Origin of the sequence: Antribacter soli (assembly GCF_021568775.1) — a bacterium.
GTDB lineage: Bacteria > Actinomycetota > Actinomycetes > Actinomycetales > Cellulomonadaceae > Antribacter > Antribacter soli.
In genome coordinates this window covers 88,775-106,773 of the sequence record NZ_JAKGSG010000025.1, presented here as the reverse complement: position 1 = coordinate 106,773, position 17,999 = coordinate 88,775, and the positions used below count along the sequence as shown (strand labels likewise).

Annotated in this window: 11 protein-coding genes; 9 read left to right on the top strand and 2 right to left on the bottom strand. The window is 72.3% G+C overall.

Going from position 1 to position 17,999, the window contains the following annotated elements:
* Window positions 1–3: 3 nt before the first annotated feature.
* On the bottom strand, window positions 4–426 hold the full coding sequence (locus tag L1785_RS07920) for a hypothetical protein (RefSeq protein WP_236088673.1): 423 nt from the start codon (window positions 424–426) through the stop codon (window positions 4–6).
* A gap of 291 nt (window positions 427–717) precedes the next feature.
* Here L1785_RS07920 and L1785_RS07915 point away from each other — a divergent pair, with 291 nt between their 5' ends.
* Both L1785_RS07915 and L1785_RS07910 read left to right on the top strand, forming a co-directional pair.
* Window positions 718–1,542 (top strand): RNA methyltransferase, encoded by an 825-nt coding sequence (locus L1785_RS07915; RefSeq protein WP_236088672.1) that lies wholly within the window; start codon window positions 718–720, stop codon window positions 1,540–1,542.
* A gap of 222 nt (window positions 1,543–1,764) precedes the next feature.
* On the top strand, window positions 1,765–4,392 hold the full coding sequence (locus L1785_RS07910) for a glycoside hydrolase family 48 protein (protein WP_308113292.1): 2,628 nt from the start codon (window positions 1,765–1,767) through the stop codon (window positions 4,390–4,392).
* 276 nt (window positions 4,393–4,668) lie between these two features.
* Here L1785_RS07910 and L1785_RS07905 read toward each other — a convergent pair whose 3' ends face one another.
* Window positions 4,669–6,903: a heavy metal translocating P-type ATPase gene (locus L1785_RS07905; protein WP_372461829.1), complete on the bottom strand. Its 2,235-nt coding sequence runs from the start codon at window positions 6,901–6,903 to the stop codon at window positions 4,669–4,671.
* A 126-nt stretch (window positions 6,904–7,029) separates the two neighbouring features.
* Between L1785_RS07905 and L1785_RS07900 the strand changes: the two genes are divergently transcribed.
* The 7 genes from L1785_RS07900 (at window position 7,030) to L1785_RS07870 (ending at window position 17,962) form a co-directional block, all read left to right on the top strand.
* On the top strand, window positions 7,030–7,515 hold the full coding sequence (locus tag L1785_RS07900) for a TIGR00725 family protein (RefSeq protein ID WP_236088671.1): 486 nt from the start codon (window positions 7,030–7,032) through the stop codon (window positions 7,513–7,515).
* Window positions 7,516–7,594: 79 nt separating this feature from the next.
* Window positions 7,595–9,913: a beta-L-arabinofuranosidase domain-containing protein gene (locus L1785_RS07895; protein ID WP_236088670.1), complete on the top strand. Its 2,319-nt coding sequence runs from the start codon at window positions 7,595–7,597 to the stop codon at window positions 9,911–9,913.
* A 38-nt stretch (window positions 9,914–9,951) separates the two neighbouring features.
* The gene (locus L1785_RS07890; RefSeq protein WP_236088669.1) at window positions 9,952–10,689 is read left to right on the top strand and encodes an SDR family oxidoreductase; all 738 of its coding nucleotides are present in this window, start codon (window positions 9,952–9,954) and stop codon (window positions 10,687–10,689) included.
* Window positions 10,690–10,763: 74 nt separating this feature from the next.
* The gene (locus L1785_RS07885) at window positions 10,764–11,753 is read left to right on the top strand and encodes a phosphodiester glycosidase family protein (protein WP_236088668.1); all 990 of its coding nucleotides are present in this window, start codon (window positions 10,764–10,766) and stop codon (window positions 11,751–11,753) included.
* On the top strand, window positions 11,753–12,853 hold the full coding sequence (locus L1785_RS07880) for a bifunctional glycosyltransferase family 2/GtrA family protein (RefSeq protein ID WP_236088667.1): 1,101 nt from the start codon (window positions 11,753–11,755) through the stop codon (window positions 12,851–12,853). The genes L1785_RS07885 and L1785_RS07880 overlap by 1 nt, the downstream gene beginning before the upstream one ends.
* Before the next feature lie 159 nt (window positions 12,854–13,012).
* A complete protein-coding gene (locus tag L1785_RS07875; protein ID WP_236088666.1) occupies window positions 13,013–16,492 on the top strand; it encodes a putative Ig domain-containing protein in 3,480 nt (1,159 codons plus the stop codon).
* 138 nt (window positions 16,493–16,630) lie between these two features.
* Entirely contained in the window at window positions 16,631–17,962 is a 1,332-nt protein-coding gene (locus L1785_RS07870) for a type 2 periplasmic-binding domain-containing protein (RefSeq protein WP_236088665.1), read from the top strand.
* Window positions 17,963–17,999 lie beyond the last annotated feature (37 nt).

The following is a 17,999-nucleotide window of genomic DNA, read 5'->3' as shown; positions in this document are numbered from 1 at the left end:
GCCCTACCGCGACCGCCAGCCCGGCAGCAGGCGGTCCAGCGCCTCGACAAGCGCGACCGACTCGCCGTCCTTGCCGCCCGCCCCGAGGATCAGCGGCGGGTTCGTCGGGACGGGTCGGACGCCGCGCACCCGGTCGAACAGGCTCAGCGGTGCGGTGAGGACGTAGAAGTCGCCGTCGGTGCTCACCCCAGCGGTCCTGTCGGCGCGCAGGTACCAGCCGCGCAGCGGCGTGCGCGCCGTCCCGCGGCCGCCGTACCCACGGACGCGGAGGTCCTCGGGAGCCAGGCCCGCGGCCGACGCTGCCCCGACGAACTTGTGCAGCAGCGCGCCCGCCCGGGCGTGCTCGGCGTCCTGGCGCGCGCGCAGCCGCTCGGCCTGCACGCGGACCGCCTCGCCACGCTGCCTCGCCCAGTCGTCGTCCGCCATGCGGGAAGTCTCGCACTGCCCGGTCGGCGCCCCCTCGCTGCGGGGGGGGGCGGGGGGGGGGGGGGGGGGGGCCCCCCCCCCCCCCCCCCCACCCCCCCCCCCGCCCGGCCCGGGCGGCCCCCCCGCGCGGGGGGCGGAGCTGGTGCCGGGCTGAGGGCCTCCAACCCGGCACCTTCTCCGCCCACAGCGGGGCCTGATCGGGCGCACCGGGAGTCGACGTCGGCGCGACACCGGTGCCTCGGTACTCTGGACGACATTCCGCCGCCCGGCGGCTCGACCCTTGGAGGCTCTGTGGCTGCCCTGCAGATCACCGTGCGAAACGCCCGGTTCCAGCAGCTGCAGACGCTGATCACGAACCGGACCAAGCGCGGCCGCGCCGGAGAGTTCCTCGTGCAGGGGGTACGGCCGATCTCGATGGCGGTCCAGCACGGCTGGAAGATCCGGACGCTGCTCTACGACGCGGACAAGCCCCTGTCGGCGTGGGCGGAGGACCTGCTGCGGTCCACGAAGGCGGAACGGATCGCCATGGCACCCGCCCTGCTCGCCGAGCTGTCGGAGAAGGCCGAGGGATCGGCGGAGGTCCTCGCCGTCGTGGAGATGCCGAAGGACGACCTGTCGCGGATCGAGGTGCACGAAGCGTTCCTCGGGGTCGTGTTCGACCGGCCGACGCAGCCGGGGAACATCGGGACGATCATGCGATCCTCGGACGCCTTCGGTGCGGACGGTCTGATCGTGACCGGCCACGCGGCGGATCCGTACGACCCGAAGTCCGTCCGTGCCTCCACCGGGTCCCTGTTCTCCGTCCCGGTGGTGCGCGCTCCGTCGCACCGGGAGGTGCTGGACTGGGTGGCCACGCAGCGAGCGGAGGGCCGCCCGGTCGCGGTCGTGGCGACCGACGAGAGCGGCGACGCGCAGGTGGCCGACGCCGACCTGACCGGGCCGGTCCTGCTGCTGATCGGGAACGAGACCGAGGGACTGTCGCACGCGTGGCGTGAGGCAGCGGACCTCACGGTGAGCATCCCGATGACGGGGTCGGCCAGCTCGTTGAACGCCTCGAACGCCGCGTCGATCGTGCTCTACGAGGCACGCCGGCAGCGGTTGGCCGCCCGTCGCTAGCACCGAGCTCCCGCCGCCGCGCCGGTCACTGAACCGTTTAGGTTCGTTGTCCTCCCCGGGGCGGGAGGTGACAGTTGGGCCCGGCTCGACCTGGTGGAGGCCTTGGGGTCGAGCGTCCCGACCGAGGAGGGCGCAACGATGCGACGACAACCACTCACACTGCCGGCGGATCACCCGCCGACCCGATCCCGACACCGGTCCCGGCGCGCGGGGGCCGCGGCGGTGCTCGCGACGACGGCGCTCGCGGTGAGCGGCCTCATGGCCGTCCAGCCGGCAACGGCCGATCCGACGACGGCGCAGCCCGCAGCGGCGCAGGCAGCCGCGGCCGACGTGTCCGTCCAGGCGGCCGGCGAGTACACGGACCGATTCCTCGAGCTCTACGCCAAGATCCACGACCCGGCCAACGGCTACTTCTCGCCGCAGGGCATCCCGTACCACGCCGTCGAGACGCTCATGGTCGAGGCGCCCGACTACGGTCACGAGACCACGTCGGAGGCGTACTCGTTCTGGCTGTGGCTCGAGACCTCCTACGGCCAGGTCACCGGCGACTGGGCACCGTTCAACCACGCGTGGGACACGCTCGAGGAGTACATGATCCCGCAGACGGCGAACCAGCCGACGAACGGGTCGTACAACCCCAACAGCCCCGCGACGTACGCCTCCGAGTACAACCACCCGAGCCAGTACCCGTCCCAGCTCACGAACAGCGTCGCCGTGGGCCGCGACCCGCTCGGCGCCGAGCTGCGCTCGACCTACGGCACGTCCGAGGTCTACGGCATGCACTGGCTCGCCGACGTCGACAACGTCTACGGGTTCGGTGCGGCGCCCGGCTCGTCGAGCCTGCTCGGCCCGACCTACGAGGGGACGTCGTACATCAACACGTTCCAGCGCGGTCCGCAGGAGTCGGTGTGGGAGACGGTCCCGCAGCCGTCGATCGAAGACTTCAGCTTCGGCGGCCCGAACGGGTACCTCGACCTGTTCACCGGCGACGCGGCCTACGCCCGGCAGTGGAAGTACACCAACGCGCCCGACGCCGACGCGCGCGCCGTCGAGGCCGCCTACTGGGCGAACAAGTTCGCCACCGAGCAGGGTCAGCCTCAGGCGGTCGCGGCGACGGTGGGCAAGGCGTCCAAGATGGGCGACTACCTGCGCTACGCGATGTTCGACAAGTACTTCAAGACGATGGGCTGTACCTCGCCCTCCTGCCCCGCGGGGACCGGGCGCGACAGCGCCCACTACCTGATGTCGTGGTACTACGCGTGGGGCGGGTCGCTCAGCACGTCGAGCCCGTGGGCGTGGCGCATCGGGTCGAGCCACGCGCACTTCGGCTACCAGAACCCGATGGCGGCGTGGGCGCTGGCCAACGACCCGGCGCTGGAGCCGTCGTCCCCCACCGCGGCCGCCGACTGGCAGGAGAGCCTCGACCGCCAGATCGAGTTCTACACCTGGCTGCAGTCGCCGCAGGGCGGCATCGCGGGCGGCGCCACCAACAGCTGGGACGGCGCGTACGGGGCGCGTCCCGCCGGCACGGCCACCTTCTACGGCATGGGATATCAGGTGGCGCCCGTCTACCACGACCCGCCGTCGAACCAGTGGATGGGCATGCAGGGCTGGGGCATGGAGCGGGTCGCCCAGCTCTACCACGAGACGGGCGACGCGCGGGCGAAGGCGCTGCTCGACAAGTGGGTCCCCTGGGTCGTCGACAACATCACCGTCACCGCCACCTCGTGGCAGATCCCCTCGGAGCTCACGTGGTCGGGCCAGCCCGACACCTGGAACCCGGCGAACCCGGGCAGCAACTCCGGGCTGTCGGTGAGCGTCCGGAGCTACGGCCAGGACGTCGGCGTCGCCGGCGCCCTCGCCCGCACGCTCATGTACTACGCCGCGGCGTCGGGAGACGTGGAGGCCAAGGACACGGCACGCGAGCTTCTCGACGCCATCTGGACGCAGAACAGCGACGCGATCGGCGTGGCTGCCAACGAGACGCGCGGCGACTACGCGCGCTTCGACGACGAGTACGTGGCGGGCGGCAACGGCCTGTACGTGCCGTCGGGCTGGTCGGGCGACATGCCGAACGGCGACATCGTCGCGCCGGGAGCCACCTTCCTCGACATCCGGTCCTTCTATCTGGACGACCCGGAGTGGTCGAAGGTCCAGGCGCACCTCGACGGCGGTGCGGCGCCCCAGTTCCGCTACCACCGGTTCTGGGCGCAGACCGCGGTCGCGACGGCGCTCGCCGACTACGACCGCCTCTTCGGGGCGGACACGGGTGAGCCGGACACCCAGGCCCCGACCGTCCCGACGGGGCTGCAGGTAACGGGCGTGACCCAGACGTCGGTGTCGCTCTCCTGGACGGCGTCGACCGACAACGTGGCGGTGACCGGGTACGAGGTGCGGCGGGGCGGCACGCTCGTCGCGACGGTGACCGGCACGTCGTACACGAACACCGGGCTGACACCGAGCACCGCGTACCAGTACACGGTGAGCGCCCGCGACGCGGCCGGGAACGTGTCGGCGGCCTCGGCCGCGGTGACGGCCACGACGAGCCCGACGACGCCTGTGGGGTCGTGCACCGCGACCTACCGCACCGTGAACTCGTGGAGCGGCGGCTACCAGGGCGAGATCACGGTGACGGCCGGCGCGACGGCGATCACCGGCTGGACCGTGTCGTGGAACCTCGCGCCGGGCGGGCTGAGCCAGGCCTGGAGCGCGAACGTCACCACGTCCGGCACCACCGCCACCGCGACGAACCTGGCGTGGAACGGCAACCTCGCGGCGGGCGCGAGCACGTCGTTCGGGTACGTCGGCACGGGGGCGCCGCCGGCGAACCCGGGGGTGACCTGCGGCTGATCCGCGGGTAGGTCGCCGAGGGTGCCCGGGCCGCAGGTCGGCCCGGGCACCTTCGCGTACTCATGGATCGCTACGACGTCGCAGTGCCCGCCACGGGCTGTCGCACGCTCTCGATGACGACCTCGGCGGCAGCGACCCGGACGGAGAACTCGACCGCCGGGCCGCGCACCATCTCGCACTCACCCGGCACGGAGGGTCGTGACCGAAAGCCCGCTGGCGAGGTAGTGGCTCCGCCGTCCGACGGAGCCACTACCTCGGCCGGGGGGAGAAACCGGCTCAGCCCCGCCGGGCGCTCACCTCCGGCCGGAGGTCCAGCCGCCGCAGGAGCTGGGCGTTGAGCGCGACGACGACGGTCGACGCCGACATCAGCAAGGCGCCGACCGACATGGGCATCACGAACCCGACCGGGGCGAGGACGCCCGCGGCGAGCGGCACGGCGATGAGGTTGTACCCGGCCGCCCACCACAGGTTCTGCTGCATCTTGCGGTAGCCGGCCCGCGACAGCTCGATCACCGAGAGCACCGACCGGGGGTCGTCGCTCGCGAGGATGACTCCCGCGGAGGCGATGGCCACGTCGGTGCCCGCGCCGATCGCGATCCCGACGTCGGCCTGGGCGAGGGCGGGGGCGTCGTTGACGCCGTCGCCGACCATGGCGACCTTGCGACCCTCCCGCTGGAGCTCCTGCACGGAGGCCGACTTGTCCTCCGGGCGCACCCCCGCGAAGTACCGCTCGATGCCCAGCTCGGACGCGACCGACGCGGCGACCGCCTCGGCGTCCCCGGTGATCATCACGACCTGGACACCGCGGCGGTGCAGGGCGGCTACGGCCTCGCGGGACTCCTCGCGGATCTCGTCCGCGAGCCGCAGGGCACCCGCCACCTTCCCGTCGACCAGCACGTGCAGGACGGTCGCGCCCTCCTCGCGCCACGGGTCGGTGACGGGAAGCGCGAGCGCCGAACGCTCCTGCAGCAGGTTGGGCCCGCCGACCTCGACCACCCGGCCGGCGACGACGGCGCGCACGCCCACGGCGGGCGAGGACCGGAAGTCCTGTGCGGGGGCGGTCGTCAGGGAGTGCCGCGCGGCGGCCTGGACGATCGCGCGGGCGAGCGGGTGCTCGGAGTCGCGCTCGGCCGAGGCGGCCAGCGAGAGCACGTCGTCCGCCGAATACCCCTCGGCCGGCTCGACGTCGGCGACGACGGGCTCGCCCTTGGTCAGGGTGCCGGTCTTGTCGAACAGCACGGTGTCCACGGTGCGCATCGTCTCGAGCGCGAGCCGGTCCTTGACCAGCACGCCGCCGCGGGCGGCCCGCTCCGTGGCGATCGAGACGACCAGCGGGATCGCCAGACCCAGCGCGTGGGGGCAGGCGATCACGAGGACCGTCATGGTGCGGACCACCGCGCTGTCCGGCAGCCCGACGATGCTCCACACCACGGCCGTCAGGGCCGCCGCACCGAGGGCGAACCAGAAGAGCCAGCCTGCGGCGGTGTCGGCGAGCCGCTGCGCCCGGGAGGACGAGTTCTGGGCCTCGGCGACGAGCCGCTGGATCCCTGCCAGTGTCGTGTCCTCGCCGACGGCGGTGACCTCCACGCGCAGCCCGGAGTCGGTCGCGACGGTCCCGGCCACGACGGGGTCACCGGGCTCGCGCCGCACCGTCCGCGACTCCCCGGTGATCATCGACTCGTCCATGCTGGCCGAGCCCTCGGTGATCCGGCCGTCGGCGGGCACGCGTCCGCCCGGACGCACGACGACGACGTCGCCCGCGCGGAGCTCCGCCGGGGGCACGGTGACGACGTCGCCACCCTCGACCCGCTCGGCCTCGTCGGGCAGCAGGGCGGCGAGCGAGTCCAGGGCTGAGGTCGTCTGCGCCAGGGAGCGCATCTCGATCCAGTGCCCGAGCAGCATGATGACGATCAGGAGCGCGAGCTCCCACCAGAAGTCGAGCTGGTGGTCCAGCAGGCCCAGGCTCGCGCCCCAGGAGGCGACGAACGCGACCGAGATCGCGAGGCCGATGAGCAGCATCATCCCGGGCGTCCGCGCCCGGAGCTCGGACACGGCGCCGGTGAGGAAGGGGCGCCCGCCCCACACGTACATCACCGTGCCGAGCACGGGCGAGACCCAGCCGAGCCCGGGGATCGCGGGCAGCGCGTACCCGAGCACCATCGCGAACATGGGCGAGGCGGCGACGACGGGCACGGCGAGGACGAGCATGATCCAGAACAGGCGACGGAACTGGCCGACGTGGTCGGCGCCGTGGCCGGCGTGACCGCCGCCCGCATGGCCGGCGTGCTCCGTGTGGTCCATCTGCTGGGTGTGACCGGCGTGGCCTGTGTGGCCTGCGTGGTCCATCTGCCGGGTGTGACCGGCGTGCTCCGCGTGGTCCGCGTGAGCGGTGTGCCCTGCGTGGTCCGCGTGAGCCCCGTGGCCCGCGTGCTGCGCGTGCTCCGTCTCGTCGGCGCCCGCCTCCGGCGGCATCGTGGGTGCCTCGTGCGCGTGGGAGTGGTCGTGCGTCATAGCCGTACCTCCTGGACTGGAATCGTCCGTGCTGTTCGGTGTGTGCGTCTGCCGCAACCATATACCCCCGAGGGGTATTCCGCGCGACCGGAGGTGCATGGTTATGGGTATGAAGAGGACCAAGCCATGACCGTCCAGGTTGCCGTCTGCGGGCCGCGCGACGGCACGGCGCAGGACGAGGAGAACGCGTACGCCGTCGGACGGCTGCTCGCCCGGGCGGGCGTGACCGTGCTGAACGGAGGAGGCGCGGGCGTGATGGCGGCCGTGTCCGCCGGTGCCCGCTCCGAGGGCGGGCTCGTGATCGGCATCCTGCCCGGGGGCTCACGCGAAGACGCGAGCCCCCTGAGCGCGGCGGTCGTCACGAACATGGGGGAGGCGAGGAACGCGATCCTGGTCGCGTCGGCGGACGCCGTGATCGTCGTCGGCGGCTCGTGGGGCACGCTCTCGGAGCTCGCCCTCGCGATGCGGCGCGGTGTCCCCGTGGTCACCCTGGGCGGCTGGCAGGTGCTGGACGGCGACGGGCGGCCGCTGCCCGACGGGCCGCCTGCCGCCGCCACGCCGGCCGAGGCGGTGGAGGTGGCCCTGACCTCGGCACGGACGACCGGGGCGTGACCGTTTCCCGTAGAGTCGCGCCGTCCCCAGCACGGCCCGGCGACGGAGCCGTGCGACCTTGCAAGGAGTCGCATCGTCCATGAGCACCACACCGGCCACGACCAGCGGCCGGACGTTCCCGCTGGGGACCGTCCGGCTCGGCCCCGGACCGTTCGCCGTCGCCCAGCAGCGGGCGCTGGAAGCGGTGCTCGACATCGATCTCGACCGGCTCCTCGCGCCGTTCCTCGCCGCGGCGGGGCTCGACGGCGAGGCCGAGCCCTACGGCGACTGGGAGAGCGGCGGGCTCGACGGCCACATCGGGGGCCACGTCCTGTCCGCGCACGCGAAGCTCTGGGCCGTGACCGGCCTGGACGTGCTGCACGACCGCATGGAGCACCTGCTCGACGTGCTGGAGCGCTGCCAGGACGCCGTCGGCACGGGTTACGTCGGCGGCGTGCCCGACGGGCCTGCCCTGGGCGAGGAGCTCGCCGCCGGGCGCATCGACGCCGACCTGTTCTCCCTCAACGGCCGGTGGGTGCCGGTCTACAACCTGCACAAGACGCTCGCCGGCCTCATCGACGCGGCGACCCACGGGCGCTCCGAGCGCGCGCTGACCATGGCGACGCGCTGGGCCGACTGGTGGCTGTCGGTCACGAAGGCCCTCACCGACGAGCACGTCGAGCGGATCCTCACCGCCGAGTTCGGCGGGCTCAACGAGTCGTTCGTGGAGCTGGGCACGCTCGCCGGCCGCGAGGACCTCGTCGCCGAGGGGCGGCGGCTGTCCCACCGCAGGCTGCTGGACCCGCTGGCCGACGGGGGAGACCCGCTGGACGGGCTCCATGCCAACACACAGATCCCCAAGGTGCTGGGCTACCAGCGCCTGGCCGACCTGGCGCCGGACGGCGACCCGGAGGCGCGGTTCGCCACCGCGGCCGACGCCTTCTGGACGTCGGTGGTCGAGCGCCGCACGCTGGCGATCGGCGGGAACAGCGTGCGTGAGCACTTCCACCCGTCCTCCGACTTCACCGAGGTGATGACGGATCGCGAGGGGCCCGAGACCTGCAACACCCACAACATGGTCGAGCTGGCGCGACTGCGGCTCGACCGCCGGCACGACGTCGCCGCCATCGATCTCGCCGAGCGGGCGCTGTTCAACCACCTCGTCTCGTCCGTCCATCCCCGGCGCGGCGGCTTCGTCTACTTCACGCCGATGCGGCCGGTGCACTACCGCGTGTACTCCCGCCCGCACCTGTCGATGTGGTGCTGCGTCGGGTCCGGCCTGGAGGGCCACACCCGGTACAACGAGCTGATCTACACGCACGACGGGCCCGACCTCCGGGTCGAGCTCTATGCGCCCTCGGTCCTCGAGTGGGCGGAGGAGGGCCTGCGGGTCCAGGTGTCGACGGCGCTGCCGTACCGCGACGAGGCGCTCATCCGCGTCACGTCCGCCGCGCCCCGGGCCCGCACCGTGCGCCTCCGCGTGCCGTCCTGGGCAGAGCTCGTGGGCCTGCGCGTCGACGGCGAGCCGGTCGAGCCGGTCGTCGTCGACGGCTACGTCGAGCTCACCCGGACGTGGAGCGGTACGACGTCGGTCGCGATCCGGCTCGAGCCCCGGCTCGTCGCCGAGGCGCTGCCCGACGGGTCCGGCTGGGTGGCGTTCCGCTACGGCCCTGTCGTGCTCGCGTCACGCGGCGGCGCAGGCAAGCTCGCGGGGCTCGTCGCGGGGCCGGACCGGATGGCGCACGTCGCCCACGGCCGGATGGTGCCGATGCGGCAGAGTCCCATCGTCGTTGCCGAGCCTCCGGAGTCGGCGGTGGCGCCCGTCGACGAGCCGACGCTGACCTTCGAGCTCGCGGTGCTCCGGGAGCGGTCCGGAGAGCTCGTCCCCGGCGCCGTCCTGCTCGAGCCCTTCGCCGGCATCCACGACGAGCGGTACAGCATCTACTTCGCGGCCGACGCCGACCCGTCCCGCGCGCTCGACACGCTCCGGAGCCTCGACGCCGCCGCCGACGCCGCCGCGACGGTGTTCGACAAGGTGGCCGCCGGCGAGCAGCAGCCCGAGGTGGACCACGGGTTCACGGGGGAGCGGACCCGGGCCGGCGGCAGCGGCGGGATCCACTGGCGCAGCACGACGGGATGGTTCGAGTACCGGCTCCGCTGCCCGGACGGCCCGGCAGCGGTGCGGGCGCGCTTCGTCGACCGCGCTGCGAGCCGGCGGAGGATCCTCCTCAACGGCCTCGAGGTGACGGCGCCGACGGCCCCGGCCGACCGCGAGGGGTTCGCCGAGCACGAGTACGACCTCACGGGGGCCGTGCGCGAGGCGGGTGCCCCGGGCGAGGTGGTGTTCCGCGTCGAGGCGGTGGACGGCGCGGACAGCGGCGACCTGCTGCTCGTCGAGGTGGTCCTGCGGGAGGACTGACGCAGACACGAGCGCGGCTGGTGTAGCACTGTGTACCCATGACCGTCGCACTCGTGTCCGGTGCCTCCCGCGGCCTCGGCGCCGCCATCGCCGGACGGCTCGCCGCCGACGGGTTCGCCGTTGCGGTCAACTACGCCGCGGGTCGGTCGCGGGCCGAGCAGGTTGTCGCCGACATCCGCGCGGTCGGCGGAATCGCCGAGGCGTTCGGCGCAGATGTCACCGACGAGTCCGCCGTGGAAGACCTGGTCGAGCGTGTTCGTGCCGCACTAGGCCCGGTGGAGGTGCTGGTAGCCAACGCGACCGGCCCTCAACCGGAGATTCCCCTCGGCCGGCTCGAATGGCGTGATCATCTGGACCAGCTGGAATTCTTCGTCAAGAGCCCCACCCTGCTGCTCCGCGCCGTACTGGCGGACATGCGGGCGGCCGGAAACGGGCGGGTGATTCAGATCGGGTCGGACATCTTCGAGCGCGCGCTGCCCGGTCAGTCTGCGTATGTGGCAGCAAAGGGCGCACAGTGGGGGCTGACCCGTTCGTGGGCCAGGGAGCTGGGCGCCGACGGGATCACCGTGAACCTCGTGGCGCCGGGTTGGGTGCCCGTCGAACGACACGGCGCGCTCCCGGACGTCGATCTGGCCGGATATCGGTCCGAGGTCCCTCTGGGCCGCATCGGAAGTCCCGCAGATGTGGCCGCCGCGGTGTCCTATCTCGCCTCCGACGCGGCAAGCTTCGTCACGGGGCAGCGGATAACCGTCAATGGCGGCCACACCATGGATTAGATCCAGACCGCTCATAGCCAGGTCACAGGGCTGTCGGACGGCCGCCACAGGGCGCTGCCTTTCGATCAGGTCCTATGAGACACGACACCGCGCACCAGATCCCCGGCAGGCCGGACCCCACGCTCCGCCGTCGTCGTCGCAGGATCGCCCTCGGCGTCACGGTCGGCCTCCTGCTCCCGGTCGCCGGCGGCGCCGCGTGGGCGGCCGACCGCTTCCTCGTGGAGCACGTCGTGATCAGCGACGTGTCCGCGTACGAGGCGGCGCTGGGCACGACGGCATCGGCCGGCGCGACGTCGGACGCCACCTCGGACGCCACCGTCACCGACACCACGTACACCTCTGACGACACGTCGATCTCGATCGAGCAGGTCACCACCGGCTCGGGCGACGACACCGTCACGTACTACGTGGCCGACGTCGTCCTCGACGACGCCACCCAGCTGCGGTCCGCGTTCGCGCAGAACCAGTTCGGCGAGAACATCACCGCGCTGACGAGCGAGATCGCGCAGGACGTCGGAGCGGTCCTGGCCGTCAACGGCGACTACTACGGCTTCCGCGACAGCGGCATCGTCATCCGCAACGGCGTCGTCTACCGCGACGAGGGCGCCCGCCAGGGCCTCGCCTTCTACACGGACGGGCGCGTCGAGGTCTACGACGAGACCACGACGACGGCGGAGGAGCTCCTCGCCGACGGGGTGTGGAACACCCTGTCCTTCGGCCCGGCCGTCGTCACCGGCGGCGAGATCGTGGACGGCATCGAGGACGTCGAGATCGACACGAACGTCGGCAACCACTCGATCCAGGGCGAGCAGCCCCGCACCGCGATCGGGGTGGTCGACGAGAACCACCTGATCATCGTCGTGGTCGACGGCCGCGACGAGGGCTACAGCCGCGGCGTGACCATGACCGAGCTCGCGCAGATCATGATCGACAACGGCGCGACCACGGCGTACAACCTGGACGGCGGCGGCTCCTCGACGCTGTACTTCAACGGCGAGGTCGTGAACCAGCCGTCGAACGGCGGCGAGCGTGCCACCTCGGACATCCTGTACGTGGCCGGGTGATGACGATGATCGTCGTTATCCCCGCCTACCGTCCTGACGCCCGGCTTTTCACCCTCGTCGACCAGCTCGCCGAGCGAGGCCTGGACGAGGTGCTCGTCGTCGACGACGGCTCCGGCCCGGCCTTCGCCCCCGTGTTCGCCGCCGTCGAGGAGCGCGGCGCGCGCGTGCTCAGACACGAGCGCAACCGCGGCAAGGGGGCGGCGCTGCGCACGGCGTTCGACGACGTCGTCCGGCGTCGTCCCGGCGCCGACGTGGTCACGGCCGACGCCGACGGGCAGCACCTGCCCGACGACGTGCGTGCCGTCGCCGACGCGCTGCGCGACGGACCGGCCGACGTCGTGCTGGGCGTGCGCGGCTTCGCCGGTGACGTGCCGCTGCGCAGCCGCGTGGGCAACGCCGTGAGCGCCCTGACCTTCCGCCTCGCGACCGGGGTGCGGGTGGGGGACACCCAGACCGGGCTGCGCGGCTTCCGTGCGGGCACGCTGCCGCGGCTGCTCGCCGTGCGCGGCGACCGGTTCGACTACGAGTTCCGGGTGCTGCTGGAGGCCACGCGCTGGGGCGGCCCCATCGGCCAGGTGCCGATCAGCACCGTCTACCTGGACCGGAACGCGTCGTCGCACTTCCGTCCGTTGCACGACTCGGCGAGCGTGCTCGGGCCGATGCTCGCGTTCGCCGCGTCCGGGCTCATCGCGTTCACGCTCGACGCCGTGCTGCTCGTCGCGCTGCAGGCGCTGACCGGCTCCCTCCTGGCCGGGGTCGTCGGCGCGCGCCTGGTGTCGGGCAGCGTCAACTTCGCGATCAACCGCAGCGTGGTGTTCCGCGCCGGGCGCACCTCGACGGTCCGCAGCTCGGCCGTGCAGTACGCGGCGCTCGCCGGCCTGCTCCTCGCCGCGAGCTACGGGATGCTCGACGCGCTGAACGGGACGCTGGGCGTGCCGCTGCTGGTGGCCAAGGTGGTCACGGACGCGACGCTGTTCCTGGCCGCGTACACGGTCCAGCGCCATGTGGTGTTCGCCGGCCCGTCCGCGCAGACCTCCCCAGGACGGGGCTCCGGGACGGCGGAGGGCGCGCCGCCCCGGACCCTGGCGACGACGATGTGACGCCGCCGCGCGACCGGCGACGTCGTCCCGCTGGGCACCGTTCTGCGGACCCCCCTTGACGTGGAGCCAGGATAACGCTTTCCTGGGACTCGGTCACCGGCGACGTCGCCGGGACACGCCGACGCAGAGGTGCGCCGGCGAGTCACTCAGGAGGACTCCATGGAACAGCGCTCGAAGACGAGGCGCTCGAGGGTGCGGGGTGCGGTCAGCGTGTGGGTCGCGGTCGGGACGACCTTCGCCCTCGCGACGTCCGCCGCCGTGATCGCGACGGTGCCGGCCGCGACCGCCGCCGCCGCGGTCCCCGAACCCGTCGTCATCACCGAGACGGTGAGCAACGGCTTCGTCCACCCGGGCATCGGCGTCGACGCCGACAGCCTGCGAAATGCCCGGGACCAGGTCCAGGCGGGCGTCGAACCCTGGGCGAGCTACTACGCGGCGATGAACGAGACGGCGTTCGCGTCCCGGACGCTGCGCTCGGCGAACGCGGGCACGGTGCTCGACCGGCCCAAGACGGCCGTGTTCGCGTCGCAGGGGACGCAGAGCCTGCTCATCCGCGACGCGTTCGGCGCCTACACGCAGGCGATCCTGTACGTGATGACGGGCGACCCGGTGTACCGGGAGAACGGCCTGCGGATCATCCGGATCTGGAGCCACATGGATCCGGCGCAGTACGCGTACTACCCGGACGCCCACATCCACTCGGGTGTCCCGCTGTACCGGCTCCTCGCGGCGGCGGAGATCTTCAGGGCGACCAGCTTCGACGCGGACCACGCGGCCTACGACCTTGCCTGGCACGAGCAGGACGACCAGCTGCTGACGGACAACCTGATCGTCCCGATGACGGAGACGTTCCTCCACACCAACTGGCGCTACCTCAACCAGCACGGGTACCCGCTCACCGGGGCCATCGCGGGGTACATCTTCACGGGCAACCGCGAGCGCTACGAGGAGGCCGTCGAGTGGTACACCGTCAACGCGACGACGACGCGGCCGGAGCAGAACGGCGCGATGGCGAGCCTGTTCCGCCGCATCGAGGCCGATGACCCGCTGAACCCGTACGGGTACTCGTTCGTGCAGCACCAGGAGATGGGCCGCGACCAGGCCCATGCGTGGGACGGCGTCAACATCCTCGGTGCGCTCGCGCGCTTCCTCACGGTGCAGGGCACCACGCTCGACCCGGTGGCCGGGACGGTGTCGGACGCTCCCGACGCGGTGTCGCCCTACGAGTTCCTCGACCGTCGCCTGCTCGCGGGCGCCGACACGTTCGTCGCCTACATGCTGGGCCATGACGTCCCGTGGATCGACACGACGGGTGGTCCCGGGGCGCTGTCGGAGGCCTACCGCGGGCGCGTGTTCAACCCGATCGACGAGCTGTACCACGTGTACAGGTACGACCTCGGCGTCGACGTCGAGACGGAGGCGCCGCACCTTGCGGAGCTGCACGCGAAGGCCGACGGGCCCAAGCTCTTCTGGGGCACGCTCCCGTACAACTCCTGGGAGTCGAACCCCGACTACAGCCCCGAGTACTGGTTGTCGCTCCCGGCCGAGATCGCCGGCGAGACGCGTCCCGTCGCGACCGACGCCCGCGTCCAGCTCGAGACGCGCAGCTCCGCCGTCGCCGGCAGCTCGGCGGTCCTGACGGAGGGCGACCGGTCGTTCGTCCGGATGAAGGCGTCGAAGGCCGGCAACAACACGGTGGCGGTCCGCACCCTCATGTACGTCAGCCGGTCGGGGGAGAGCCCGGTGGGCGTGCTCGTCCGCACCGACGGCGAGGCGACCGTCGCCATCGGGAGCGACCCGGCACGCCGCCTGAACGTCCTGGTGCCCAACACGCGCGGCCAGTGGCGATACGTCACGTTCGACGTCGACGCCGCCAAGCTGCCGGGCAGCCTCGGTGGCGAGAACCTCGCCTACTTCACGGTGCTCGGCGAGGCGGACGTGCGGGTCGACCTCGACTACGTGGACCTCACGGCGAAGACGAGCCTCACCGTCCCGCGCTTCGACGCCGTCGGGGACAGCCGCGTGCTGGCTGTCGCCGGTGCCCCCCTCGTGCGCTCGCTCGCAGCGACGGACGCGGGCGGCGACGCCCTGCGGTACACGGGCGTGCGGCTGCCCGCCGGAGCCCGGCTCGACCCGGCGACCGGTGAGCTCACGTGGACGCCGCGCGCGTCCCAGGCCGGGGTGCGCACCTTCGACGTCGCCGCGGACGACGGGCAGTCGGTGTCCGTCCTGCGGGTCACGGTCGTCGTCGCGCCCGACCGGGCGGCCGCCCTCGACGAGGCCCTCGTGGGCTACGACGCGGACGCGGCGTACGTATCGGACTCGCTGGCCGCGTTCGAGGCGGTCCGCCAGGAGGCCGTCGACGCCCTGGACTCGGGCGACGACGCCACGTTCCTCGCCGGGCTGGTGCGGCTGCAGGAGGCGGTGCGCGGGCTGAAGCTGCTCACGCCGCGCCTCGCGGACGGGGCGGTCGACCTGCGCGGGCTCGTCACGTCCTCGCCCGCGACGGTGAACGTCAACAACCTCGTCGACGGCGACTTCAACACCACGACCGGCGACCTCCGCGCCCCGTTCACGCTCGACCTCGGCCAGCAGTTCCGGTTCCGCGCCGACGCGATCGGCCTGCAGGCCCGGTACAACTTCGCCAACCGGTCGCAGGGCGCCAACGCCTACGGGTCGAACGACGGGCGCACGTGGACGCTCCTGACCGAGCGGGAGACCACTGACACCGCCGCGGCCGGGTTCGTCATGGAGACGATCCCCGTGCGCGCCGAGGTGCGCGGCCAGACGTTCCGGTTCCTCAAGGTGCAGGTGGACCACCCCGGTGTCCCCACCGACCCGGCGTATCCCGGCATCTCGTCCTTCAGCGAGGTGCGCATCCACGGCGAGCGCCACGAGATGGCCCGGGTGATCGAGTCGGTGACGATCTCGAGCAGCAACGCCGACCCGGGCCTCGCCGTGGACGGCGACACGGTCACCCTCGACGTCGTCGCGCTCGAGCCCCTGGCGGAGGTCCGGGCGACGGTCGAGGGCGTCCCGGCCACCGTGACGAGCACCGACCCGCGCACGTGGCGCGCACAGGTGGTCCTGCCCGACGACGTCGAGTTCGGCCGCACGCTGCGCTTCGTGGTGGACTACCGGACCGCCGCGGGGCTCGAGGGCGCCACCGTGCTGTCGACCACCGACGGGTCCTCGCTCCGGCTCTGGAACAGCAGCCTGGTCAAGGTCCCCGTCGTGCCGGAGTGGGTGAACGCCTCGACGCCGCTCTGGCCGGGCACGGGGACCACGCAGGCCAACGGCTGGCGGATGTTCGACGGCGACATCACGACGTTCACGGACACGACGGCGTCGAACGGGTGGGTGACGGTCACCCCGACCGACGGCACGCCGATCACCGTCGACCTGATCCGCATGCACCCGCGGTCGACGCACCTGTCCCGGGCGATCGGGACGGAGGTCCAGGGGTCGAACGACGGCGGTGCGACCTGGGAGACGTTCTGGACGTTCAACGGGATCACGAACCCCGACTGGTACCTGTTCGAGCTCCCGCAGCGGGTCCAGTACGACCGCGTCCGGGTGGTGGACGAGCACGGGGGCAACGTGAACATCGCGGAGATCCAGCTGCTGACCCGGCGCTGACGGGGAACGGTGCCGGGCGCCCTGCGCGCCCGGCACCGGACGGCGGCGCCCCAGCACGACCACAGTGCCTGAACGGTCACTGGGGGAGAACTCTTTGCCCGCCGAGACGGCGGGGAACCCGAGGGAGAGGGAAGACGCATGAACATCACGAGGAACAGGTGGCTCAGCCTCGTCGCTGCGGCGACGGCCACGGCTGCCCTGGCCGGGTGCTCCGACGGCGGAGCCGGTGCCGGCGGCGCGACGGCCGAGGCCGAGCCCGAGGGGCCCGTCACCATCGAGGTCTGGGGCTGGAACGCCGAGACGGGTCAGCAGTACGCCGAGGCGTTCAACGCAGCGCAGGACGACGTCGTCGTCGAGTACGTCCTCCAGGCCAGCAACACAGCCACGGCGACGAACTTCCGCAACGCCGTGGAGGCGGGCTCGGCAGTGCCGTGCCTGGTCCAGGGCTTCGCCCCGCTGACGACGATGGTCGTCAACGGCTGGGCGCAGGACATCACCGACGCCGTCGAGCCGTCGGCAGACCTCTACAGCAAGGGTGCGCTCGCCGCCGCCCAGGTCAACGAGCGGTACTACGGGCTCCCCAGCGGCGCCGACGGCCAGTTCCTGATCGTCAACACGGCGACGTACGACAAGTTCGGCGTGGACGTCCCCACCACCTGGGACGAGTTCCTCGAGGCCGGCCGCACCTTCAAGGCCGGCGGCGTCGACGTGACCAACCTCGCCGGCGAGGACCCGAGCACGCTCATGAACCTCGCCCAGCAGGCCGGCGCCGAGTGGTTCGCGATCGACGGCGACCAGTGGAAGGTGAACTTCACCGACGACGCGACCCTCGAGGCCGCCGAGGTGGTCCAGACGCTCATCGACGAGGATCTGGTCTCCAACCAGACCTACCAGGACAAGCCCGCGCTGTACTCGTACTTCGACTCGGGCAACATGGCGTCCACCACGACCCAGTGGTGGTCGATCACCGGCCTGCAGACCAACCTGGTCCAGTCGGCGGGTGACTGGAAGGCGGCACCGATCCCGCAGTTCGCCGACGCGGACGAGACCGTGACGCCGGGCCGCACCACGCCGTCGTTCGTCCCGGAGGGATGCGAGAACCCGGACGCGGTCATGACGTTCGTCGACTGGGGGACCACCGCGGAGGGCATCGAGGCGGGACGTAACCCCGAGACCGGCGCCGTCGGCTTCCCGACCCAGATCCCCGACCCGTCGGAGTACGTCGCCGACGTGGTGCCGGAGGGCTTCTTCACCGACGACGCCGCGGCGGCCGACGTGATCGTCGAGGCGCAGGCGGCCACCGTCGGCAAGTTCGAGCTCGGGCCGAACTACGACGCGTGGTTCCCGGAGCTCCAGGACCAGTGGGGCAAGGCCGTGGCCGGCGAGATCACCGTCGAGGAGGCGCTGGCCGCCGTCCAGAAGTTCGTGGAGAGCGACCTGGAGAGCAAAGGCATCGCGCACACCAGCTGACGACGACCGCCGGCACGCGCACGACACAGGAGGGGAC